The sequence below is a fragment of the Bradyrhizobium sp. UFLA01-814 genome (assembly GCF_046718885.1).
GTDB lineage: Bacteria > Pseudomonadota > Alphaproteobacteria > Rhizobiales > Xanthobacteraceae > Bradyrhizobium > Bradyrhizobium elkanii.
Window position 1 is genome coordinate 19,743 of sequence record NZ_JAQOSR010000065.1, and the last position, 24,094, is coordinate 43,836.

18 protein-coding genes and 1 pseudogene are annotated in these 24,094 nt (G+C 64.7%); 12 read left to right on the plus strand and 7 right to left on the minus strand.

Annotated elements, in window-relative coordinates:
* Positions 1-101: 101 nt before the first annotated feature.
* Positions 102-1,244, minus strand: a complete 1,143-nt coding sequence (locus tag PMN64_RS20655; protein WP_411781947.1) for a hypothetical protein — start codon at positions 1,242-1,244, stop codon at positions 102-104.
* Entirely contained in the window at positions 1,156-2,370 is a 1,215-nt protein-coding gene (locus PMN64_RS20660) for a DUF2235 domain-containing protein (RefSeq protein WP_411781948.1), read from the minus strand. Before PMN64_RS20660 ends, PMN64_RS20655 begins: the two co-directional genes overlap by 89 nt.
* Positions 2,371-2,591: 221 nt before the next feature.
* On the opposite strand from PMN64_RS20660, the gene PMN64_RS20665 reads away from it, so the two are divergent.
* A complete protein-coding gene (locus PMN64_RS20665) occupies positions 2,592-3,011 on the plus strand; it encodes a hypothetical protein (protein ID WP_028343281.1) in 420 nt (139 codons plus the stop codon).
* A 160-nt stretch (positions 3,012-3,171) separates the two neighbouring features.
* On the opposite strand, the gene PMN64_RS20670 is transcribed toward PMN64_RS20665, so the two are convergent.
* Positions 3,172-4,350, minus strand: coding sequence for an ABC transporter substrate-binding protein (locus tag PMN64_RS20670; protein ID WP_411781949.1), 1,179 nt, complete (start codon positions 4,348-4,350; stop codon positions 3,172-3,174).
* Positions 4,351-4,500: 150 nt separating this feature from the next.
* Here PMN64_RS20670 and PMN64_RS20675 point away from each other — a divergent pair, with 150 nt between their 5' ends.
* Entirely contained in the window at positions 4,501-5,499 is a 999-nt protein-coding gene (locus PMN64_RS20675) for a winged helix-turn-helix domain-containing protein (RefSeq protein ID WP_411781950.1), read from the plus strand.
* 69 nt (positions 5,500-5,568) lie between these two features.
* Here the strand turns inward: PMN64_RS20675 and PMN64_RS20680 are convergent, their stop codons facing one another.
* The gene (locus PMN64_RS20680) at positions 5,569-6,189 is read right to left on the minus strand and encodes a TetR/AcrR family transcriptional regulator (RefSeq protein ID WP_411781951.1); all 621 of its coding nucleotides are present in this window, start codon (positions 6,187-6,189) and stop codon (positions 5,569-5,571) included.
* A gap of 52 nt (positions 6,190-6,241) precedes the next feature.
* Here PMN64_RS20680 and PMN64_RS20685 point away from each other — a divergent pair, with 52 nt between their 5' ends.
* The 4 genes from PMN64_RS20685 (at position 6,242) to PMN64_RS20700 (ending at position 13,270) form a co-directional block, all read left to right on the plus strand.
* Complete coding sequence (locus tag PMN64_RS20685; RefSeq protein WP_411781952.1) at positions 6,242-6,499, plus strand: hypothetical protein; 258 nt, start codon at positions 6,242-6,244, stop codon at positions 6,497-6,499.
* A gap of 287 nt (positions 6,500-6,786) precedes the next feature.
* A complete protein-coding gene (locus PMN64_RS20690; protein WP_411781953.1) occupies positions 6,787-10,257 on the plus strand; it encodes an acyl-[ACP]--phospholipid O-acyltransferase in 3,471 nt (1,156 codons plus the stop codon).
* Positions 10,258-10,332: 75 nt separating this feature from the next.
* Positions 10,333-12,111: an NAD(P)-binding domain-containing protein gene (locus tag PMN64_RS20695; protein ID WP_411781954.1), complete on the plus strand. Its 1,779-nt coding sequence runs from the start codon at positions 10,333-10,335 to the stop codon at positions 12,109-12,111.
* Positions 12,112-12,307: 196 nt separating this feature from the next.
* Complete coding sequence (locus tag PMN64_RS20700; RefSeq protein WP_411781955.1) at positions 12,308-13,270, plus strand: alpha/beta hydrolase; 963 nt, start codon at positions 12,308-12,310, stop codon at positions 13,268-13,270.
* 193 nt (positions 13,271-13,463) lie between these two features.
* Here the strand turns inward: PMN64_RS20700 and PMN64_RS20705 are convergent, their stop codons facing one another.
* The 3 genes from PMN64_RS20705 to rpmB form a co-directional block, all read right to left on the minus strand.
* Positions 13,464-14,669, minus strand: coding sequence for an ABC transporter substrate-binding protein (locus PMN64_RS20705; protein WP_411781956.1), 1,206 nt, complete (start codon positions 14,667-14,669; stop codon positions 13,464-13,466).
* A 264-nt stretch (positions 14,670-14,933) separates the two neighbouring features.
* Positions 14,934-15,161: a hypothetical protein gene (locus tag PMN64_RS20710; protein WP_028336196.1), complete on the minus strand. Its 228-nt coding sequence runs from the start codon at positions 15,159-15,161 to the stop codon at positions 14,934-14,936.
* Positions 15,162-15,994: 833 nt separating this feature from the next.
* Positions 15,995-16,303, minus strand: a complete 309-nt coding sequence (rpmB, locus tag PMN64_RS20715) for a 50S ribosomal protein L28 (protein WP_411781957.1) — start codon at positions 16,301-16,303, stop codon at positions 15,995-15,997.
* A 354-nt stretch (positions 16,304-16,657) separates the two neighbouring features.
* Here rpmB and PMN64_RS20720 point away from each other — a divergent pair, with 354 nt between their 5' ends.
* From PMN64_RS20720 to PMN64_RS20745, 6 genes and pseudogenes are all read left to right on the plus strand, one after another.
* Positions 16,658-17,488, plus strand: a complete 831-nt coding sequence (locus tag PMN64_RS20720) for a DUF3108 domain-containing protein (protein WP_016843497.1) — start codon at positions 16,658-16,660, stop codon at positions 17,486-17,488.
* Between the two features lie 743 nt (positions 17,489-18,231).
* Positions 18,232-21,765: a helicase-related protein gene (locus PMN64_RS20725; RefSeq protein ID WP_411781958.1), complete on the plus strand. Its 3,534-nt coding sequence runs from the start codon at positions 18,232-18,234 to the stop codon at positions 21,763-21,765.
* Between the two features lie 30 nt (positions 21,766-21,795).
* Positions 21,796-22,080, plus strand: coding sequence for an RNA-binding S4 domain-containing protein (locus PMN64_RS20730; RefSeq protein WP_028341879.1), 285 nt, complete (start codon positions 21,796-21,798; stop codon positions 22,078-22,080).
* A 136-nt stretch (positions 22,081-22,216) separates the two neighbouring features.
* Entirely contained in the window at positions 22,217-22,555 is a 339-nt protein-coding gene (gene fdxA, locus PMN64_RS20735; protein ID WP_016844914.1) for a ferredoxin FdxA, read from the plus strand.
* 411 nt (positions 22,556-22,966) lie between these two features.
* Positions 22,967-23,773: a CarD family transcriptional regulator gene (locus PMN64_RS20740; RefSeq protein ID WP_080686805.1), complete on the plus strand. Its 807-nt coding sequence runs from the start codon at positions 22,967-22,969 to the stop codon at positions 23,771-23,773.
* 231 nt (positions 23,774-24,004) lie between these two features.
* Positions 24,005-24,094, plus strand: a pseudogene (locus PMN64_RS20745) (IS5/IS1182 family transposase); the annotation flags it as partial.

Sequence of the window (24,094 nt, forward strand, 5' to 3'; positions counted from 1 at the left end):
GTATGCCAGATAATTTACAACCGGATCTGTCGGCAGGATCACAGATCGATCATACCGTTGCACCCGTTCAGCCGCGATGCCGTGAGCCCGGTCGCGGCCTCCTACAGCAATCGCACCGTGACCTTCGCCTTGCCCTTATGGTCGCCGTAGAACCATCCGCAGACCCAGGGGAGGCCGATGACGGCCTGGTTGACGTAGAGGAAGATCTCGCCGCTGCGATCGGCGGTGAACCTCGCTCTGTAGACCTGCGGGTCGGTATTCGACACCGGCAGGGGGTCGAGGAAGTACTCGTCGACCCCGGTTTCGCCGGCCCGCGCGATCAGCCGAAACCACGGCCGGAACAGGATCCGTCGCAGGAAGATCGTGGCGTATCCACGCCAGCGCTTTGCGCTCTCGATGGTTGAGGTCCGGTATCCGATCGGCGTCACGGCGCGGCCGGCGTCCTCCCATGGCTCCGACATCGTGATCGCGATCTCGTACTTGAACCCCGTGCGCACCTTGAGGCCGGTCGGCGCGCAGATCGCGCTGGTGTCGAAGTCGGCCGCATCCTGCGGGATGCCCTTGTCGACGGCGACCAGCTTGTCTGTTGCAGTGCCCTTGCAGAATGCCCCGGTCGAATCGGCGAGATTGAACAGGAAGTGGCTGACCAGCGTCGCGCTGAACCAGACCAGCAGGGCTGTCAGCGCAAACGGCACGACATGTCGCTTTCCGACATTGAGGACCCACTGATAGATCACACTGGTGCGGAATCGATAGATCGCGTTGTGCACGAAGCCGGAGAGCGGCACAGGGTTGGTGCGGTTGCGCCAGATGATCCGCATCCGGTCGCTGATGGTTGCGCTGAGCGAACTGCCCACCGCCATCAGCGCGAAAACAGCGATGATGCCGCCGGCGAACCATTCCGGATTGCCGGCGTACCAATCGGTCCACCAATGAAAGGAATCGGGCAGGAACGATTGAACGAAGCGCACCAGCTCCGAGATCATCCTGACAGGTGAGCTGAATTCGTTCTCCTTGTGCTGGTTGTGGAACAGCCAGAACGCCGCCAGATGAAGCGACGCCGCCAGCGTGGCGAAGTAGGCAATCCGGCGCATCCAGACGTAATTCCATAGCTTCTCCTGCGCGGCATAGCGCGCCGGTGCGCCCGCGGGCGTCTCAAACGTATTGGCGCCGAGCGGGGTGATCTGGCCGCTGCGCGAGACGACCACGTAGTTCGGCGGAAGTCCGATCGGGGGCGTAGGCATTGGCGCCGCTGTCGATCCGCTCGAACACGCTCTCGTGGATTTTCGGCATCGGCACGCTTACGCCGGCATAGGGATCGTTGCAGAGGTCGGCGACCTTGCGCGGACCGTACCGGTAATACGCTCCGAGGCCCGCCCGCGAATCGTAGAGGCGGCCATCCTTGTCTTCGGAGGACTTGATCGACTTGATCGCGTCAGGGTCGGCGACCGGTGCGCTCTTGAATGCGAGGCCGCGCTTGACGGCTTCGTCGACCAGCCAGGCCAGCGGCACGAAGGCCACGGCGTCGTCCGGATAGCCGCCGCCGACATTGGCATGCATTCCGACGAACCAGACCTGGACGAGGCGCTCACCATCGATGCTGGCCGGCACCGCCGGTGCGGGCTGTCCCGGCTCCTGCTCGGTCCAGAGCACCGGATGAAAGGTCGTGCGCTCGTCGTCGAGTGCAAGCGCGTGCCGCGCGCACTTGACCTTTGGGCTGAGAATCCGGTTCGGCAATTCAAGCGGCCACACCCAGTTCGAGATGCCGCGCGTCATCTCGTCGATCGGCAGGCCATAGGCCGCGACGGTATCCCAGATGCCGATAAATTCGATCGCAGGCACCGGTTTGCGGACGATCTCCGCATAGGGTTTGTTGCCTTGCAGGCGGTCCAGCACCGGCACGAGGACATAGTCGCGCAATGCGCGGAACAGCACCTCGATGCGCCAGATCGAGTGGTAGCCCTCGGCCCGGTATGCGCGATAGGCCTTCACCGCGCCGTCGTGCAACTCGGATTCGGTGTCCGCGACGATCAGGCCCTGATCGAGGATGAGTGCGGCGAGCGTGCGCACGGTGAATGCGCCGCGGCTGAATCCGAACAGGTAGATCTTCGAATCGTTCTCGTGGTCGTAGTTCCGGCAGATGAACTTGTAGGCGTCGAGGATGTTGCGCTTGAGACCGTAACCGAAGGCGCCGCCGAGCAGAGCAAGCGGAATGAATTTCGACGTGCCGACGCCGTCATCATACTTGGCGGCCTGCGTATTGCCCTGCAAATCAAGCGACTGGAATATCCGCCAGACATTGGTGCGCCAGACGCTGGAAGCGGCGTTGCCGGTGCCATCGGACAGAATAATGATCTTCGGACTCGGCATTGAAAGACGCTCGCTGAAAACGAATGAAGCGGATGACGCAGCGTAGCAGGGAGCGGATCGATTGCTACCTTTGATCGCTCTTTAATCATTCCATGCCGCGATAGGTGTGAACTGGCACACAAAGCGTCACGTGGTCGCGGCCATGTGAGAGGTGACGGCTTTCGCGTTGCTGCGAAAAGGCCTAGCCTGCGAGCGGCGCAATTCATTGATGAGGCATAGCGATGCGCAGCCACGTCAGAAAATTTGCCCACGTCCTTGAGCGCTTCGGTCTTGCTTTGGCGGGAGCTGCAAGCGGTCTGTTTGTCGCCATCCATGTCGGCTCGAGCGTCTCGGCGCTGACCTCGCAGGCGTTCCTGCTCATCATGATGCTGGGCGGCGCGATCGGCTTCTATCTCGGCATCGATACGCCCCCCAAGCTGTTCCATCCGAAGGATACGGCGTCGATGCGCAAGATCGACGCGGCGGAGCTGCTCGGCGCGATCGGGACCTTCCTCGCGACGATGGTCGCGTTCTTCTCGGTTGGCGTCGTCGTGCTGCGCAGCGAGCCGGACATCGGCTGGACCGCGGCTATCATGGCGGGCTGGGTGCTCGGCGTTGCGATGCAGATCGTCGGCGGTACGATCGCGCGGGCGCGCGCGTGAGGCATCGAACTGGTGCTGGACGAGGCTGGTTTCCTGGCTCGAAATCGGTCGTGTGGGAGGGGGAACGGTCTGGACGCAAGTCGGGTGTCGGCCGTCACCCGCTATGCCGGGACACCGCAAAGGCCTACGCCGCGCCGGATCAGCTGCTACTCCGCCTCCCTTATCTGTTCACGACCTTGGTGGGATCCTTGACCGCCTTGAACGTCTCCTGCTCGACGCTGTAGAGCTCGCCGCCGACCTTCTCGACCTTGCGAATGTAGATGTCGTGGACGACCTCGCGCGTCTTCGGGTCGATCGACATCGGGCCGCGCGGGCTTTCCCAGGCCACGCCCTTCATGGCGTCGACCAACGCATCGCCATTGGTCTTGCCGCCGGTCACCTTCAGCGCCTCGTAAATCAGATGCATGCCGTCATAGGCGCTGACGCTGATGAAGTTCGGTCGAACATTCGCGTTGGCCTTGCGGAAGGCGGCGACATAGTCGCGGTTCAGGTCCGATGGATGCGCGGCGGAGTAGAACCCCGCCGTGATCATGCCGATCATCGCATCGCTCATACCCGGCAGGTCCTCGTCGTCGGCGATGTCGCCGGGGCCGATCAGCTTGATCCCGCTCTTGTCGAGCCCGCGCTCGACGAACTGCTTGGCCAGGATACCAGCCTGGCTTGTCGGGACAAAAATGAACAGGGTGTCGGGATTGCCATCCCGCGCGCGCTGCAGGAACGGCGCGAAATCGGGGTTGGCCAACGGCACTTTCAGCGCTTCGACGATCGTTCCGCCGGCCACGGTGAAGCTCGCCGAAAATACGCCAGCGGCTTCGCGCCCGGGTGCCCAGTCGGACGCGATGATGGTGACCCGTTTCGATCCGTTCCTCGCCGCCCAATCCGCCAGCACGCTGGCCTGCTGCGCGTGCGTCCAGCTGGTGCGTACGAAGTAAGGCGACCGCTCGGTCACGATCGAGGTGCCCGATACCATGACGACGGTTGCCGTCTTGCTCTCATTGGCCAGCGGCGCGAGTGCCAGCACGCTCGGCGTCAGCCCGCCGCCGAGGATCGCGACCGCGTCGTTGACGATGAGCTCCTGCGCGATGCGCTTGGCGTTGTCGGGCACGCTGGCATCGTCCCGGACGATCAATTCGATCTTGCGGCCGGCGACTATGTCGCCATGTTGCGCCATGTAGAGCCGCGCCCCAGCAACCGCCTGTTTGCCGACCGGCCCCAGAACGCCGGTCAATGGCATCACCAGCCCGACCCTTACGACGTCCTGCGCCTGGGTGTGTCCCGGTCGCACCGCCGCAAGCGCCAGAACAGCCCCGACCAACATGGCAAACCGGGTGCTCGACATGGCCAACCTCCCGTGAGCCCGGAAATGATGCCGGGCTATCCGCGACTATCGGCTTCGCGGCAGGGAAGTCCTGATGAAGAAGTGACAGAACGGCGAATTTCCTGCTAAATTTTCCCGATTGGTGCCGTCTGTGGGCATGGAGTGACCTCTATGGACCCGGCGACTGATTCCGTTTTGATATTTGATTCCTTTGAGCTTGATCTCGCCCGCGGCGTAGCCCGCGTGGATGGCGTCGATCTCGATCTCAGGCCGAAATCATTCGCGGTGCTCGGCTATCTCGCCAGCAATGCCGGGCGGCTGGCATCCAAGCAGGATCTGCACGAGGCGGTCTGGGGTAACGTCGCGGTTTCGGACGACTCGCTCGTCCAATGCATCCGCGAGCTGCGCCTGAAGCTGCGCGATGATGACCACCGCATCATCAAGACGGTGTCTCGCCGCGGTTATCGCCTCGACGCCAGGCCGGTGCAGCCGGCGCACGATTATGGATCGCAGAACGTCTCGCGCCGGATGTCCGCTCCCCGCGGCATTGCAGCGCGCTTGGCCGCGCTTCCCCGATGGTTGCTGATCGCCGGCCTGTCGGTGATCGCCTTCGCATCACTCGCATCCGCGCCGCCGATCGCCAACGGGATGTGGCATCCCCTGGCGGAATTGACGCACTGGCTTGTCCCGCAGGATCACGGCATCGTGCCGGATCAGGACGTCGAGCGGATCACCGCGCTGGCCGCCGAGAAGCAGCTTCCGCTTCCCGCCTATCGCGTTCGCGCGCCGGCAAGCGACGTGCCGGACAATGTCCGTCGCTTTCTCGGCGTGTGGGTGAGCGGTGAGGGATGGATCAATTCGCACCGCCAATTCATGATGATCGTCACCAATGTCGATCGGGACGGTGTCGCGACCGGCTATCTCGTGAACGGGCCGGCGATGCCGCACAGCCGTGTACCCGGACCCGGCTTTTCCGGCGGCTTCACCGGATATGTCCTCGACGACGTCTTGCGCTATGACGGCAATACGGGACTGCATTCTGCCTCCATCACCGCGGATGGACGGATCGAGTTCAAGCTCGTCTTCCGCGAGGGAGGTACCAGTATCGTGTTCCTCGAACCGCTCTGGACCCTTGCCCATCCAGGGCACGTCGCCCGCAATCAAACTTGATCGCATCGTTCGCGATGACGGCATGTCGCCAATGCGGATCGTCGGCCGCGATCGCGTGTGCGCGCGCAGCTACGCGTCGCGCGTGACGCCCAATCCGGCCAGATGCGTGTCGACGAACTGGGCGAGCCGCTCGCGCAGCATTTCCGGGGGCGCCGCGACCATGCGCTCCTCGAGGCCGAGCGAGATGATGCCGTGGACCGCGGAGAACATCATCCGCGACAGCAGCGCGATGTCGCCGGGATCGCGATCGGGCAGCAGCCGCACCAGCGGCGCATGCATCAGCGCGAAAGCGTCCATCACCATCGTGAGGATGTCTTCCGGAAACGGCCGGTCGTCCTCCATCCGGTGCTCGAACAGCGAGCGCAGCAGATTGGCGTGCTCGGTGGCGAAGCCGAGATAGGCGTCGGCAAGTCCGTGCAGCTGGCGCAGGGGATCGTCGGCCGGGACCGCCTTGAGCTGCGTGGTCAGGGCGTGAACGGTCTCCCGGTTCACGGTCAGGATCAGCCCGTCGAAGTCGCCGAACTCATTATAGACACTGCCGATGGAGCAGCCGGCGGCCTCGGCGACATCGCGAACCTTGAGTGATCTCAATCCCTTAGTGGCGATTGACCGGCGCGCGATCTCGATCAGCAGGGCTCGCCGCTGAAGTTTTTTTCGGTCTCGTCGCGATTCTTCTTGAACAATGTTCATTTTCATACTACTAATTTGAGCGTTGCTCAAGTTGGCGCAGGAGGCCGCTCAGATGCAGACCCTAGCACTTCAATTGACCACCACCCTTGTCGATGACGCGATCGAGCTCGTGAAGGGCTTTGGCCGCGCCGTCCTCAATCTGGCGACCGCGCCGATCGAGCGGATCGCCCGTGCCTGCGACGTCGCAGGCGTCCTGGAGCAGCGGCGCGCGGATCGGCGCGCGCCGCGCCAAGCGGCTGCGAGCGGTGGCCGCTGCAAGTCGCGCAACTGCCGATGGTCGCCGTTCCGCGGCTTGAGTGAACTGACCTGAAGCGGGCCCCCGGCAATTGTCGGCGAAACCTCAACAAAGCGCTCACCATGTCCTCTGCGAGCCCGTCCGCCGTCGATCAACCCCAGGTCTGGATAAGGTCTCGTACATCTCTGGCGGGCAATGTCGCGACGTCCCGGTGCGACCGATTTTGCGCCGGTTCGAACCGATACGTTGCGGAAAAGACTAAAGGCTGCGGCATCCCCGTCATTTTCTCCTAGCTCACCATTCTCTGCCACCCGAATTCGCAGACCTGCCAGCGCCGTGCGCGCTAACCCAAGGAACCGGTCATGATCAAGGAATTGATGACGTCCCGCCGCTTCGCGCCGCTGTTCTGGTCGCAGTTCTGCTCGGCGTTGAACGACAACGTGCTGAAGAACGCGCTCGTCATCATGCTGCTGTATGGCGTCGCCAACGAGCAGGGGCCGGCGCTGGTCCAGCTTGCGGGGGCGGTGTTCATCGCTCCGTTCTTCGTGCTGTCGGCGCTCGGCGGCGAGCTCGCCGACCGCTACATCAAGTCCGTCGTCGCCCGCCGGCTGAAGTTCTTCGAGATCTTCGCCGCGGCCTTTGCCGCCGCCGGCTTCTTCACCCATTCGATTCCGCTGCTGTTCATCGCGCTGGCGCTGTTCGGCATCGTCGCCGCGCTGTTCGGCCCGGTGAAATATGCCGTTCTGCCCGACCAGCTGTCGGTGTCCGAACTCGCGACCGGCAACGCGCTGGTCGAGGGCGCAACCTTCATGGCGATCCTGATCGGCACCATCGCGGGTGGCATGTTCGTCGCCGGCGCCAGCCACATGGGCTGGATCTGTGCCGCCGTGGTCGGCCTGTCGGTGCTGTCCTGGGCGTTTGCATCGCGCATCCCGGTGACGCAGCCGTCCGCGCCCGATCTGCCGATCACCAAAAATCCCTGGACCTCGACCGTGCGCCTGTTGAAGTCGCTCTATGCCGAGCCGCGGCTGTGGGACGGCATGGTGATCGTGTCCTGGTTCTGGATGGTCGGCGCGATCGTGCTGTCGCTGCTGCCTGCGCTGATCAAGGAAGGCGTCGGCGGTACCGAGGGCGTGGTCACGCTGTGCCTCGCCGTGTTCGCGATCGGCATCGCCGCCGGCTCGCTGTTCGCCGCGCAGCTGAGCCATGTCCGCCCGAATCTCGCGCTGGTGCCGATCGGCGCCATCGTGATGGGCGTGATCGGCCTCGATCTCGCCTGGGCGATCGCCACCACCTCGCTCGGCAAAGATGTCACCGCGGCTGCGTTCGCGACCTCGTTCGGCGGATTCCGCATGCTGGCCGACTTCTTCCTGTTCGCCTTCGGCGGCGGCCTGTTCGTGGTGCCGTCGTTTGCCGCCGTGCAGGCCTGGACCGCGCCGTCAGAGCGTGCCCGCATCATCGCCGCCGGCAACATCCTGCAGGCCGGCTTCATGGTCGCAGGCGCGGTGTTCGTCGGCGCCCTGCAATATATCGGCCTGCCGATCGCCTGGATCTTCTTCGGCCTCGCCGTCGCGAGCTTCGGCACCGTCTGGTTCGTGCTGAGCAAGTGGGGCAAGGAAGGCGTGCGCGACTTCGGCGCGCTGCTGTTCCGGGCGCTGTTCCGCGTCGAGGTGCGTGGCATGGAGAACCTGCCGCCATCGGGCACGCGGATGCTGATCGCGCCCAACCATGTCAGCCTGGTCGACGGCCCGCTGCTGCACGCCACCTTGCCGATCGATGCGAGCTTCGCGGTCGACACCGGCATCTCCAAGGCGTGGTGGGCCAAGCCGTTCCTGAAGATGATCAAGCACTACACGATGGATCCGTCGAAGCCGCTGGCCGCGCGCGACCTGATCAAGCTGGTCGCCGCCGGCGAGCCGGTGGTGATCTTCCCGGAAGGGCGCATCACGGTCTCCGGTTCGTTGATGAAGGTCTATGACGGCACCGCGATGATCGCCGACAAGGCCGATGCGGTCGTCGTCCCGGTCCGCATCGAGGGCGCGCAGCGTTCGCATCTCAGCTATCTCAAGAATGGCGAGATCAAGCGCTCCTGGTTCCCCAAGGTGACGATCTCGATCCTGCCGCCGGTGAAGCTGCCGGTCGACCAGTCGCTGAGGGGCAAGGCGCGCCGCAATGCCGCCGGCGCCGCGCTGCAGGACGTGATGATCAACGCCATGGTCCAGAACGCGATGCTCGACCACACGCTGTTCGAGGGCCTCGGCCATGCCTATCGCGACCGCGATACCGGCAAGCCGATCATCGAGGATGCGCTCGGCACCAAGCTGACCTATCGCAAGCTGATCCTCGGCGCCCAGGTGCTGAGCCGCAAGCTCGAGCAGGGCACCGCGGTCGGCGAGAATGTCGGCGTGCTGCTGCCGAACTCGGCCGGCGTCGCCGTCGTGTTCATGGCGCTGCAGACCATCGGCCGCGTGCCGGCGATGCTGAACTTCTCGGCCGGTCCGGTCAACGTGCTGGCGGCGATGAAGGCGGCGCAGGTCAAGACCGTGCTGACCTCGCAAGCCTTCATCGAGAAGGGCAAGCTCGACAAGCTGATCGCGGCGCTCGCCGGCCAGGCGCGCGTCGTCTATCTCGAGGACGTCAGGGCCGGCATCGGCCTCGCCGACAAGGTCGCGGGCTTCCGCGCCGGCATCGCGCCGCGGGTCGCCCGCAAGGCCAACGATCCCGCGGTCATCCTGTTCACCTCGGGGTCGGAAGGCACGCCGAAGGGCGTCGTGCTGTCCCATCGCAACATCCTCGCCAACGCGGCGCAGGCGCTGGCGCGGGTCGATGCCAATGCCAACGACAAGGTGTTCAACGTGCTGCCGGTGTTCCACTCGTTTGGTTTGACCGGCGGCATGATGATGCCGATTCTCGGCGGCATCCCGATCTTCATGTATCCGTCGCCGCTGCATTACCGGATCGTGCCCGAGCTGATCTACCAGACCGGCGCGACCATCCTGTTCGGCACCGACACCTTCCTCACCGGCTACGCCCGGTCGGCGCATGCCTATGACTTCCGCACGCTGCGGCTCGTCATCGCCGGTGCGGAGGCGGTGAAGGAGCGCACGCGGCAGATCTACATGGAGCGCTACGGCATCCGCATCCTCGAGGGCTATGGCGTCACCGAGACCGCGCCGGTGCTGGCGATGAACACGCCGATGGCCAACCGCCAGGGCACCGTCGGCCGGATCTCGCCGCTGATGCAGTACCGACTCGATCCGGTCCCCGGCATCGAGGAAGGTGGCCGGCTGTCGGTGAAGGGCCCGAACGTGATGCTCGGCTATCTCCGTGCCGAGAATCCCGGCGCGCTGGAGCCGCTGCCTGAAGGCTGGCACGACACCGGCGACATCGTCACGGTCGACGCGCAGGGCTTCATCGCGATCAAGGGCCGTGCCAAGCGCTTTGCCAAGATCGCCGGCGAGATGGTTTCGCTGTCGGCGGTGGAGGCGATCGCGGCTGCGATCTGGCCGCAGGCAATGTCGGTTGCGGTCACGCTGCCCGATCAGCGCAAGGGCGAACGCATCGTGCTGCTCACCACGCAGAAGGACGCCGACCGCGCCGCGATGCAGCGCCAGGCCAAGAGCGTCGGTGCCTCCGAGCTCGCAGTGCCGGCCGATATCCGCGTCGTCGACAAGGTGCCGCTGCTCGGCACCGGCAAGACAGACTATGTCGGCGCCACCGCATTGGCCAAGGAAATAGCAGCGGAACTCGCCGCGGCACCTGCGCCGCAGGCCGAGCCTGCCAGTGAAGAGCCTGAGGCCGAGCCGGAATCGCTGCAGCAACACGTTGCATGAGTCTTGGCATGATGGTTGTGCTTTTCGGGAGCATGTTGTCAGATAGACGGCAACTGCTCCCGAGAAAGCACGATCATGCTGGACAGACTGAACCCGGCTACCGAGGACACGCCTGAACTTGCCGCCGAGCGATGGATCGGCGCGCTGGATGCGGCGCTCGCGAGCCGCTCCGCCGAGGCTCTCGCCGCGCTGTTTGCGCCCGAGAGCCACTGGCGCAATATCTTCGGCATTTCCTGGCAGTTTGCGACCTTCAGCGGGCGGCAGCGCGTCGTCACAGAGTTGCTCGCGCGCGCCACCGCGGTGAACGCGCACGGCTTTCGTCTCGACGACCGTGCCTTGATACCGCGGCGGGCCGTGGTGGCCGGACGCGAGGTGATCGAGGCCGTCTTCACCTTCGACACGTCGAATGGTCCCGGCAGCGGCGCGGTCCGCCTGCTGCATGAGAGGGGCGGAAATTCCGCGGCGTGGACGTTCTCCACGATGCTCGACTTCAACCGCATCTGCGAGGCGCGCGCCGACCGCGCCGCCGAGCAATCCCACGCGCGCGATTTCGCCGCACCCGACTGGCTGGAGCAGCGGCAGGCCTCGCGCGCGTATGCCGACCGCGAGCCCGACGTGCTGATCGTCGGCGGCGGCCATGCCGGCATCGCGGCCGCGGTCGAGTGCAAGCGGATCGGGCTCGATGCCCTGATCGTCGATCGCGAGCGGCGCATCGGCGACAATTGGCGGCTGCGCTATCGCGGCCTCAAGCTGCACAACAAGACGCCGGTCAATCTGTTTCGCTATCTGCCGTTTCCGCCGAGCTTTCCGGACTACATCCCGAAGGACAAGATCGCGAACTGGCTGGAGAGCTATGTCGACATCATGGAGCTCGACTTCTGGACCGAGACGTCGTTCGAGGGCGCGCGCTATGACGATAGGGCGCAACGCTGGACGGTGACGCTGCAACGGACCAGCGGCCCGCGCACGCTGCATCCGAAGCACATCGTGCTCGCGACCAGCGTCAGCGGCACGCCGAACGTCCCCAGGATCGAGGGCATCGAGAATTTCGAAGGTAAGGTGCTGCACTCCAGCGCGTTCGCGGCCGGGCGCGAATGGGCAGGGCGCTCGGTCGTCGTGTTCGGCACCGGCACCAGCGCACATGACATCTGCCAGGAGCTGCACGCCGCCGGCGCCGACGTCACCATGGTGCAGCGCAGCCCGACCATGGTGGTCAATGTCGAGCCGGCGCAGCTCTACGACAAGACCTATCTCGGCGACGGCCCGCCGATCGAGGTGCGCGACATCCTTAATTCCGGCGTGCCGCTGCCGGTGATGAAGATCGCGCACCGGATCATCACCGACGAGGTGAAGCGGCTCGATGCGCCCTTGCTGTCGCGGCTGGAGCGCGCCGGCTTCCGGCTCGAATTCGGCGAGGACGGCACCGGCTGGCCGCTGAAGTTTCGCTCCCGCGGCGGCGGCTACTACTTCAATGTCGGCTGCTCCGAACTGATCGCCGACGGCAGGATCCGCCTGATCCAGGCCGCCGACATCGCTGGTGTCACCGCCGCCGGCCTTGCGCTGAAGGACGGCACGTCGCTCACCGCCGAGCTGTTCGTGCTCGCCACCGGCTACAAGGGCCCGGACCATCTGGTCGGCAGGTTGTTCGGCGAGGACGTCGCTGGGCGCGTCGGCCGGGTTTGGGGCTTTGACGATGCGACCCAGGAGCTGCGCAACATGTGGACGCGCACGCCGCAGCCCGGCCTCTGGTTCGCCGGCGGCGCGTTCTCGCAGGCCCGCATCTACAGCCGCTTCATCGCGCTGCAGATCGCAGCGATCGAGGCTGGCACGCTTTCCAAGCAGGTAGAGCTTTGACGAAGTCATCTCACTCGCTGTTTTCTTCTCCCTCTCCCCGCTCTTGCGGGGAGAGGGTTGGGGTGAGGGGCTCCGTCCGCGCACTCGACTCGTGGAGATTCCCCCTCACCCGGCGCTGCGCGCCGACCTCTCCCCGCAAGCGGGGCGAGGTGAAGCAAGTTGCCCCATCGTTGCTCACTTGAACTAAAGGACTCCCATGCCGCTTCCGCTCGACCCCGTTATTGAGAAGATCATCCCGCTGCTGCCGCTGCGCGATCCCGAAACCATGACGCCGCAGAGCTGCCGCGATTCGCTCCGCGCGCTGGCCGAGGCGCGCAAGGCGGTGCCGCCGCCGCCGGTCGACGTGGCACGCGACATCGAGGTGCAGGGCGCCGCCGGCAAGCTCAGCGCGCGGCTCTATCGCAACGGCCGCGGCACGGCGCCGACCGTGATTTTCTTCCATGGCGGCGGCTGGGTCGCCGGCGATCTCGAGACCCATGATCGCCAGGCCCGCAACCTCGTGATCGACACCGGCGCGGTGGTGATCTCGGTCGATTACCGCCGGCCGCCGGAAACACGCTTTCCCGGCGCGTTCGAGGATGCGTTCGCCGCGATCCGCGACGTGGTCGCGCGCATCGACCAATTCGGCGGCGATCTCGCCCGCGTCGGCGTTGCCGGCGATTCCGCGGGCGGCAATCTCGCCGCCACGTCAGCGCTCGCCTGCCGCGACGCCGGCATCAGGCTCGCCGGGCAATTGCTGGTCTATCCCGTCACCGATGTGGTCGGCAATTTCTCCGATGCGGGCGAGAACGCCAAATTTCCGTCACGCGCCGAGAATGCGGACGGCTACTTCCTGACGCGGGCGACGATGCAGTGGTTCTGCGGGCACTATCTCGCCGACAAGGCTGAGGGCGCCGACTGGCGCGTCTCGCCGCTGCGCGCGAAGAGCCTTGCCGGTGTCGCGCCGGCGGTCGTCACGACAGCCTGGTTCGACCCGCTGCGCGATGAGGGCCACGCCTACGCCGAGGCGTTGCAGGCGGCCGGCGTGCCGGTCGCGTATCATTCCGGCGAGGGCCTGATTCACGGCTACTTTGGTCTTGGCGATGCGTCGGAGGCCGCACGCGCCGAGGCGCAGCGCGCGCGGGCGGATTTTCGGGTGTTGTTGGAGCGGGGAGTTTAACGTCCGGTCGCTCCAGCCATTGTTGGCGAAGGAAGTGTAACCACATCGTCGTCCCGGCGAAGGCCGGGACCCATTACCCCGAATGTCGGTGTTGTACGACGTTGGGGCCACAGCCTGCTCCAACAACAGGCTGCGGTGGTTATGGGTCCCTGCTTTCGCAGGGACGACAATCTTGGCGTGGATGGCCTTGCCCTCAATCATTCCCGATCGTGTCGCCGAACAGCTGCCAGGTCTCGCCGTTGAACTTCTGCAGCCGCATCGCCTCGACCGGGAAGTAGTCGGTCGGCGAGGTCTTCACCTTGATGCCGGGCAGGAACATCGGCAGCGCGATGTCGAGATTGGCGGCCTGCTTCATGATGTTCTCATGGGTGAGGTCGTCGCCGCATTGCTTCAACACCTGCACCGTCGCCTCCGCCACCACATAGCCGTAGACGATTAGCTGGTCCTGCAGATTGCCGTCCGGAAAATACTTCTTCATGAAGTCCTGCCAGGCGATCACGTCCGGATCCGCTTTCCATTGCGGATCGTTCGGATCCTTCAGCGAGTAGGACGAGATGATGTCCTTGGAGTATTCGAAGCCGGCCGGCTTCAGCACCGAGGATACCGAGGTCGAGGTCGCCGCGAGGAAGAACAGGTCCGGCTTCCAGCCGATCTCGCCGATCTTCTTGATCGCCTGCGCTGCCTGCTTGGGGATCGCGTGCATGAACAGCACGTTGGCGCCGGATGATTTCAGCTTCACGATCTGGCTGTCGACCGTCGGATCGGTCGATTCATAGGTCGTCTCCGCCACCACCATCTTCGCGGTGTTCTCCGGCCCCAGCCCCTTCTTGAAGCCGTTGCCGTAATCCTTGCCGGCGTCGTCGTTCTGGTAGAACAGCGCGATCTTCGCGTCCGGCTTGTTGGTCAGCACATATTTTGCGTAGACCGCGGTCTCGGCCTGGTACGACGGCTGGAAGCCGATCGTCCATGGATAATGCGCGTAATCGCCCCACAGGGTGGCGCCGGCGCCGACGAACAGCTGCGGCACCTTCTTGTCGTTGAGATATTTGCGCACGGCCAGGCCGGTCGGCGTGCCCAGCGGATTGAGGATCGCGGCGACCTCCTCCTGCTCCACCAGCTTGCGGGTCTGCTCCACCGTCTTCGGCGGCGAGTAGCCGTCGTCGAGCGTGATCAGATTGATCTTGCGCCCGTTCACGCCGCCCTGGTCGTTGATCATCTTGAAGTACGCGGCCTGCGTCTTCGCGATCACGCTGTAGGCCGACGCCGCGCCGGAGAACGGCGAGGTCTGTCCGAGCTTGATCTCGGTGTCGCTGGCGCCCGTGCCATATTTCTTCTCGGCGGCGTGTACCTGCGTCGCGAGCGCAAGCGCGACGGCTGCCGTGACGGCCTTCCAGATCATCGTGAGCCTCCCTGTGGCTTTTTTTGATCGCGAGGGAGAGCTTACGTGAGCGGCCGCACGTTGGGCTTGTGGTGAGACGCCAGGGCAGGGTTGCGAAAATGCGGCGCGATGAAACTACGACCGTCGTCCCGGCGAAGGCCGGGACCCATAACCACGAGTATTTGCCGCTAAGCGGAATGTTGCCCCAGCATTCTATCCATTAAACAGCTGGGGTAATGGGTCCCGGCTTTCGCCGGGACGACGATGATGAGAGAGCGGCGCGCCTCAGCGCACCCGCACGCTGCCGGTTGTCACCGGATCGGTCGGCAGCACGGTGGCGCCGGCGCGGCTGGCGGCGGCGGAGGTGATCATGCCGGGCTCGGCCGCGGCCTGCACATTGCGCGGCGGGTTGAATTCGAGGATGACGAGGGCGGCCGTGGCGAGCACCGCCACCGCGGCGGTTGCAATCGCAGGCACCAGTCTTCCGCGCGGATCGGCTGCGCGAACTTGCATCGAGCAATTCCTTTATCGGGGTCGTTCTTTCGACGTGACATAGGAACGGCCAGGCTTCTTCCCAAGAGTGCGGCGCACTTGCCTCACAATCAGTTGTGCTGGCCGTGATGTCCCTCACGGTCTTCGAGACGATGCGGCGTACCGCGTCGAATCGAATTCGTGTCGGACGGCTTGTTTGCACACTAATATCTGGAAGAGATCGTGGCGTTTTGCATGCGCCTCATGCGCTCGTGATGATGCGCGGTGATGTTGTGATTAACGTCCGCGTGAGAAGCTCGCTTTGCCTTTATTTATAGGGTTTCTTTGTTGGTCGGGGCGCGTGCGTTAAGCGTTTCTTCACGCACTCTCGATGCATCAAGCAGAAGACTCGTGTGATGTGCGCGTGATGGAAGAGATGACACCGCTGTCATTGGCAGCAGCTGTCAGCGAACTGTCGCAACCATGGTGACGCCGTCATTGCGACGCTTTAGCAAAGGTGGAAGCCTTGGCGAAGCGACGAAGCAATCCATCTCTCCCCACGCAGAGCAATGGATGATTTTACTTCGTTCGTCATTGCACAAAGAAGATTCCACTTCGCCATCGCGCCTCGATCGCGGTCTCATTTCAATTCTATTGCTTTGATACCAAGTCGACGAAATGCACTGATGCGTCGCTTGACGCGAGAGCCCGCGTGTCGCTTTCCGAAATTGGTCCAGCGTTCACGCATGAATGTGCGACGCATGCAACCAGAGCGACCATCTCGGTAGCCAGTTTGTTGGCCAAAACAAAAACGACCGGGTCATCCGACCCGGCCGTTCAAAACTCTCTCCGCGAATTCCGCGTTCGCGTCTAGCTCAGCTCGCCTTCTCCACCGGCGCCGGCTTGCCGACCTTCTTCTCGATCGCGCGCTTGAGATCCAAAGCGCGGGGCGAGAGCACGTCGGCCTTGGCCTTGAGCAAATAGGCATCGAGGCCGCCATTGTGGTCGACGCTCTTCAGCGCGTTGGTCGAGACGCGCAGGCGCACGTTGCGGCCGAGCGCTTCGGAGATGAAGGTGATGTTGGCCAGGTTCGGCAGGAAGCGCCGCTTGGTCTTGATGTTCGAGTGGCTCACCTTGTGGCCCGTCTGGGGGCCCTTGGCCGTCAGTTCGCAGCGCCGGGACATCTTACAAAATCCTTATTGCATCCCCGCCGCTCGAAGGGCGTGCAATCACACGGCCCGCGCGGGGGTTTTGAATTCGCGTCCATTTTCCAGGAACCGCGGGTGTATAGGGGGAGAATACCCGAGCGTCAAGATTATATCGCCGCATGCGCGGACCCGGAATTGCCGGTTTATAAGCCGTTCCAGCCACTTAACGGCGGATATGGCAACCATATAAAGGGCGTATTCGGCTGCAAGTCTAGGTTCCATACAAGATGCGCCTTGTTGTCCGGCCGAATTGAACGCCGAAATGGACAACGGATAGAGCGCCGATAGCAGGACCGTCAGGTAGGTTAAGTGACCACCGCCATTGCCATTTTGCCCCCGCTCGGCCGGCTGCTCGGCTTGTGCGCCGGCGCTTTGCTGCTGTTCTGCGCCGAGCGTGCCAGCGCGCAGGGTCGGCTCGACGCCCAGTACGAGGCGACCCTGGCCGGTATCCCGGTCGGCAAGGGCAGCTGGACCATCGAAATCGGCGACGACACCTTCTCGGCCTCGGCGCAGGGCGGCACCGCGGGCCTGCTGAAGGCGTTTTCCGGCGGCTCCGGCGCGGGCGCCTCGCAGGGCCGCGTCGTCAACGGGGCGCTGGCGGCCTCCTCCTACACCGCGACCACCACCACCTCGAAGAAGTCGGAGACGATCCGGATGGTGCTGGCGAATGGCGGCATCAAGGAATCGGCGATCGAGCCGGAGCCGCCGGTCGATGCCGACCGCCTGCCGGTGACCGACGCGCAGAAGAAGAACGTGTTCGATCCGATGACCGGCTCGTTCCTGCGCGCGCCCGGCAATGCCGAATTGATGAGCCCGGATATCTGCCGCAGCGGCGCCGGCATCTTCGACGGCCGCATGCGTTACGACCTCAAGCTCGACTTCAAGCGGGTCGAGATCGTCAAGGCCGAGCGCGGCTACCACGGCCCGGCGCTGGTCTGCGCGCTCTATTTCGTGCCGATCTCGGGCTACATCCCGGATCGCCCGGTGATCAAATACCTCGCCGCCCAGCGCAACATCGAGATCGCCTTCGTGCCGATCGCCGGCACCCGCCTGCTGGTGCCGTTCCGCATGACGATCCCGACCCCGCTCGGCCAGGCCATGCTGGAAGCGACCTCGTTCGTCACCACAGCCGCGCCGCCGCGCGTGGCGAAGACGCAGTAACCCCCTGTCGTAGCCCGGATAAGCGAAGCGCTATCCGGGGACAGTCGTCCCGCATATCGCTTCGCTCATGCGGGCTACGCGGTAGCCAGACCGTCACCCTGAGGAGCCTGCGGAGCAGGCGTCTCGAAGGGCGACGCCACCAGCCGGGCCGTGCATCCTTCGAGACGCGCTACGCGCTCCTCAGGATGGCGGGACCGAAAGGGTGATTGCCCTGCGGCACGCAACGAACGTCACCGGAATCCAGTTGACTCTTGTCCGCTTCTGATTCGACTCGGTCACCCTTGGAACTTAAGGAATTCAGTCCGCATATCCTGTGCTTGTGGAGCCCTCTCAAACTTGATCTAGTGCCGCCGCCGTCAGCCTACCCGAGATGTTGCGGTGAACGTTTCGAGCCCGGAATGGAGTCAGCGATTCGGCCGCGATTCGTTCTAGACTCGTTCCAGAGCTTAAGCCGGGTGCGGAAAGCGTCGCATTGTGAGACAGATTTTGTGAAAGGACGCGTGAAGGAGTGAAGACCAGAGCGTCAATCCCTCACCGTCACCCTGAGGAGGCCGCGCAGCGGCCGTCTCGAAGGGTGACGGCCCTGCTGTCTCATCAAGATCGCCGCAAACGGGTCGATCTCGGCCATGCATCCTTCGAGACGCGCTGACGCGCTCCTCGCAGGTACAACGGCGAATTAGCCGTTGTACCGGGGATGACGGATCAGAGAGCGCCCCAACAAATTCAAGAAACACCTGCAAAATATGGCTTTCTCAAATTCGTTCGGAAATGACCGCGTGCCCGGTGCAGGCGTCACCGCGGTGCTCGGGCCGACCAACACCGGCAAGACGCATCTGGCCATCGAGCGCATGCTGGCGCATTCGTCCGGCCTGATCGGGCTGCCGCTGCGGCTGCTCGCGCGCGAGGTCTACAACAAGATCGCGGATCGCGCCGGTGTCGACAACGTCGCGCTGGTCACGGGCGAGGAGAAGATCAAGCCGAAGGCGCCGCGCTTCTGGGTCTCGACCGTGGAAGCGATGCCGCGCGATCTCGATGTATCCTTTCTCGCGGTCGACGAGATCCAGATCGCCGCCGATCTCGAGCGCGGGCATGTGTTCACCGATCGCATCCTCAACCGCCGCGGCCGCGACGAGACGTTGCTGCTGGGCGCTGCGACGATGCGGCCGATGATCGAGCGGTTGCTGCCCGGCGCCTCGATCATCACCCGGCCGAGGCTCTCGCAGCTCGAATTCGCCGGCGACCGCAAGATCACGCGGCAGCCGCGTAGAACAGCAATTGTCGCGTTCTCGGCGGACGAGGTCTACGCGGTCGCCGAATTGATCCGTCGCCAGCATGGCGGCGCTGCCGTGGTGCTTGGCTCCCTGTCGCCACGCACGCGCAATGCGCAGGTCGCGATGTTCCAGAACGGCGACGTCGATTATCTCGTCGCCACCGACGCGGTCGGCATGGGGCTCAATCTCGACGTCGATCACGTCGCCTTTGCCTCCGACCGCAAATATGACGGCTACCAGTTCCGCCGCCTGACGCCGGCCGAATTCGCGCAGATCGCCGGTCGCGCCGGGCGCGCGACGCGCAACGGCACCTTCGGCACCACCGGGCGCTGTGCGCCGTTCGAGCCGGAGCTCGTCAATGCGCTGCAGAACCACACCTTCGATGCCGTCAAGGTGCTGCAATGGCGCAACGCCAAGCTCGATTTCGCCTCGCTCGGCGCGTTGCAGGTGTCGCTGGCGCTGACGCCCAATCATGAGGCACTCACGCGGGCCCCGGTGGCCGAGGACCTGCGGGTGCTCGAGCATGTCGCGCGCGACGCCGAGGTGCGCGAATTGGCGCATGGGGCCAAAGCGGTGGAGCGGCTGTGGGAGGCCTGCCAGGTTCCGGACTACCGAAAGCTGTCGCCGGCCGCCCATGCCGAACTCGTGACCACGCTGTATGGCTTCCTGATGCAAAAGGGGCGTATCCCTGACGCATGGTTTGCCGCCCAGGTCGACCAGGCCAACCGGACCGACGGCGATATCGACACGCTATCGGGCCGGATCGCGCAGATCAGGACCTGGACCTTTGTTGCCAACCGGCCGGACTGGCTTTACGACCCGGACCACTGGCAGGGGATCACGCGCGAGCTCGAAAATAAATTATCCGATGCGCTGCATGAACGGCTCACGGAGCGTTTCGTTGACAGGCGGACCAGTGTATTGATGCGCCGCCTGCGGGAGAACTCAGTTTTGAATACGGAAATTGGCAAGACCGGTGAAGTGATCGTGGAAGGCCACGTGATCGGCCGGCTCGATGGTTTCACCTTCGCACCTGATGCGGCCGAGGCCGGCAGCGACGCCAAGGCGCTGCAAGCTGCCGCCCAGCAGGTGCTGGCGCGCGAGATCGATGCGCGTGCCGAGAAACTGGGCGCCGCCCCCGACGAGCAGTTCGTGCTGACCTCCGACGGCACCATCCGCTGGACCGGCGATGCGGTCGCCAAGCTGGTGGCCGCCGACGACGCGCTGCATCCGCGGCTGCGCATCATCTCCGACGAGCGGCTGACCGGCGCCTCGCGCGAGGCGGTGCAGACCCGGCTCGACCTCTGGCTCAAGACGCATATCGAAAAACTGCTCGGGCCGCTGTTCGAACTGTCCAAGGCCGAGGACCTGCAGGGCATCGCCCGCGGCATCGCCTTCCAGCTGGTCGAGGCGCTCGGCGTGCTCGAGCGCAGCAAGATCGCGGCCGAGATGAAGGATCTCGACCAGCCTTCTCGTGCTGCCTTGCGCAAATACGGCGTGCGGTTCGGCGCCTACCACATCTATTTCCCGCAGCTGCTAAAGCCCGCCGCGCGCTCGCTGGCCTCGCTGCTGTGGGCCGAGAAGCAGAGCAATGTCGACATGGCTGCGTTGTCGAATGTGCAGCATCTGGCGAGTAGCGGCCGCACCTCGTTCCCGGTCGACAAGCAGCTCGCCCGCGATGCCTATCGCGTGCTCGGCTATCGCCAGTGCGGCGAGCGCGCGGTGCGCGTCGACATCCTGGAGCGGCTCGCCGATCTGATCCGCCCCGCTTTGGCCTGGCGCGAGACCTCGCCGGGCGAGAAGCCTGCGGGCGCGTTCGACGGCCGCGGCTTTGTCGTGACGCAGGCGATGACCTCGCTGACCGGCTCCGCGGGCGAGGATTTTGCCTCGATCCTGCGCGCGCTTGGCTACCGCATGGACCGCCGCCCGCCGCTGCCGCCGAAGCCCGTTGAGGCCACACCGGCAGAGACCACGGAGGCCGTCGCCGAGACCACCGAGACCGTGGCCGGGACCACCGAGACGGTCGCCGCCGAGACGCCGCCGGTCGAGGCGACCTCTGACGCCGCCGTGGATGCGCCGGTCGGTGCCACTGCCGAGGTTGTGGCCGATGCGCCGGAGGCTGCCACGGATCAGCCGGTGTCCGGCGATCCCGCACCATCGGCCGCGCTGCTGCCCGATGTCGGCTTTGCCGAGGTGGTGTCCAGCGAGGCGACGCCGGTCGTCGTCGAGACCAAGCCCGAGCCCGTGGCGGAAGTTGCCGCCGAGCCCGCCGCTGTCGCCGAAGAGCCCGCTGCTGAGGCGCCCGCTGCGGAAACGGCATCCGAGCCCGCCCCTGCCGCGGAAGCCACTGCAGAGACGCCGTCCGAGACCGCCACCGAGGCGGCCGCGGAGACCGCGGGTGCCGAGGCAGCACCGGCTGACGCCGCTGCCGCCGCCGCGGAGACGCCGGCCGAGCCGCAGTTGGTCGAAGTCTGGCGTCCCGGTGGCCGTTCCGACGAGCGCCGTCCGCATCATCGCGGCCATGATCGCAACCGCGGCCGTCACCAGGGCAAGCCCGCGGAGGGCGCGCAGGCCGCTGAAGGCGGCGGTGAGGGCGACAACAAGCGCGAACATCATCGCCGTCCGCGCCGTCACCAGGATTTCCGCGCACCGCGCCCGGGTGCGCCGGCGGATCCGGCTGCGGCGCCCGCCGAGGGCGCGCAGGCCCGCGACAACAGGGACGACAAGGGCCAGCGCCGCGAGCGCTTCGAAGGCAAAGGTCGCGATCGCGACAATGAGCGTCGCCGCGACAACAAGTTCGGCGGCGACCGCAAGGGCGAGCGCGGCGATCGTGACCGCGGCGGCCGCGATTTCGGCAAGAGCGGCCGCGACAAGCGCGAGGGCGGCCCGTCGCATCGGCCCTACGCCTCGAGCGCGCCGCGCGAGCGCGACCGGCCGATCGATCCGAATTCGCCATTCGCCAAGCTCGCTGCCCTGAAAGAGCAGCTCGCCGGCCGGAAGGAATAGTCCAACCCTTAGTTTAACGCTTGGTCTAGTTTGGATCGACAGCGCCTCGATAAATGGCTGTGGCATGCGCGCCTGGTGAAGGCTCGCACCAGCGCGGCTGAACTCGTCGCGTCAGGTCATGTCCGCATCAATGGCACGCGCGAGAAATCGCCGGGCCATGCGGTGAAGGCGGGTGATGTCGTCACCGTCGCGCTCGACAACAGCGTCCGCGTGCTGAAGGTGACAGGCTTTGCCGAGCGGCGCGGCGATGCCAGTTCGGCGCGCGTGCTGTACGAGGATTTGCAGGCCGGCAATTTGCAGGCCGGTAAGGAGTAGTTATCTAGCGCTTGCTATCTCAATTTGGGTGGCAGGAGCGTGAGAATACTGGCGTTTTTCGAGGGCCGCTTCCCTTGCGGCCCCGGTATTCCTGCGCTACGCAACCCCAGAAAAATCGATCGTTCCGGAGTTTTGGATGACCTACGTCGTCACTGAAGCCTGCATCAAGTGCAAATATACCGACTGCGTCGAGGTCTGCCCCGTCGATTGCTTCTACGAGGGCGAGAACATGCTGGTCATCCATCCTGACGAATGCATCGATTGCGGCGTGTGCGAGCCGGAATGCCCGGCGGACGCCATCAAGCCGGACACCGAGCCGGGGCTTGAGAAGTGGCTCGAGGTCAACCGCGACTACGCCAAGAGCTGGCCGAACATCACCCAGAAGAAGGACTCGCCGGAAGACGCCAAGGAGTGGGAAGGCAAGGAAGGCAAGTTCGAGAAATATTTTTCTCCGAATCCGGGCAGCGGCGACTGATTCGCCAGGGATTACCACGGTAAGGGTGGACGTCGGTCCGCCGCGGCCCTCCGTTCGGCCGCCGATTTAACCCTAATGACGGACATATGACCTGAACGGCCCCTGTTATGCCCGGAATCGGGCGTAAACCATTGATTTTTGCGGAAAATGTGCTATATCTGACACATTACAGGCCAAGAACCCCCTGCCATGCGTACCTTGTGGCTTCGAGGTTCCCGCAAACTCGAACAGGGGCGTGGCAGTTTCCGCGCGCAGGCTGTGTCACAGAAAACGCGTAAAAAGAGTGCTTCAAAGACGACGAAAAAAGCCGCTGTCGTTGCTCGCAGCGCAACCAAGGGCCGTGCCAAGGCGTCCGTGAAGGGGGCCAAGAAGGCGGCGGCTGCAAAGTCCTCAAAGAACAAAAGAAGCGTGATGCCAGAAAAGACTGCCAAGACTGCCGCGAAAGCGGCAGCTGCGAAGCCCGCTGCTGCCAAGGTCGCCCCCAAGCCTGCCGCGACCAAGACGGCTGCTGCGCCGAAGCCGGCCGCCCCGAAGGCTGCCGTCCCCGCCGCTGCTCCGAAGGCCGCCGCCAAGCCGGCCGCCGCGCCGCGCGTCGAGGAGCCGAAGAAGGTCGTGACCCAGCGCCAGGGCTTCAAGGCCAACGAATTCGTGGTCTATCCCGCTCACGGCGTCGGCCAGATCCTGGCGATCGAGGAGCAGGAGATCGCGGGCGCCAAGCTCGAGCTGTTCGTGATCAATTTCATGAAGGACAAGATGACGCTGCGCGTCCCGACGGCGAAGGTCGCCAATGTCGGCATGCGCAAGCTGTCGGAGCCGGCGCTGGTCAAGAAGGCGCTGGAGACGCTGAAGGGCCGCGCCCGCGTCAAGCGCACCATGTGGTCGCGCCGCGCCCAGGAATATGAAGCGAAGATCAACTCGGGCGACATCGTCGCGATCGCCGAGGTGGTCCGCGATCTCTATCGTTCGGAATCGCAGCCCGAGCAGTCCTACAGCGAACGCCAGCTCTATGAAGCGGCGCTCGATCGTCTGTCGCGCGAGATCGCGGTCGTGCAGCACTCGACCGAGACCGAGGCGATCAAGGAAATCGAAGGCCAGCTCGCCAAGAGCCCGCGCCGTGGCGCCAAGGCAGAAGCCGAGGGCGAAGGCGAGGGCGATGCAGACGGTGAGGATGCCGATACCGATGGCGACGATACCGCCGTTGAGGACGAAGCCGCCTGAAAGGGTTCGACGGATTGAAAACAAAAGCCCGGTCGCAAGACCGGGCTTCTTGCTTGCGGGCTGGTGTTGTGTGCTCAAGCGGAGCGAGCCCCGAAGGTTGTACGCCCCGGATTCTTGGCCGTCGCCCCTCGAGACGCGCTGCGCGCTCCTCAGAGCCTGACTGAAAAATGGGTGAGTGATCTCAGTGGGGTGTGATTCCATCGGATTTGCAAAGATTCGAGGGAGAGCACGATGCCCTGGACCAAGATCACTCGGGAGCAATATCGGCGGGACGATCTGCGTTATGCAAGCGATATGACCGATGCGGAGTGGGCGCTGATC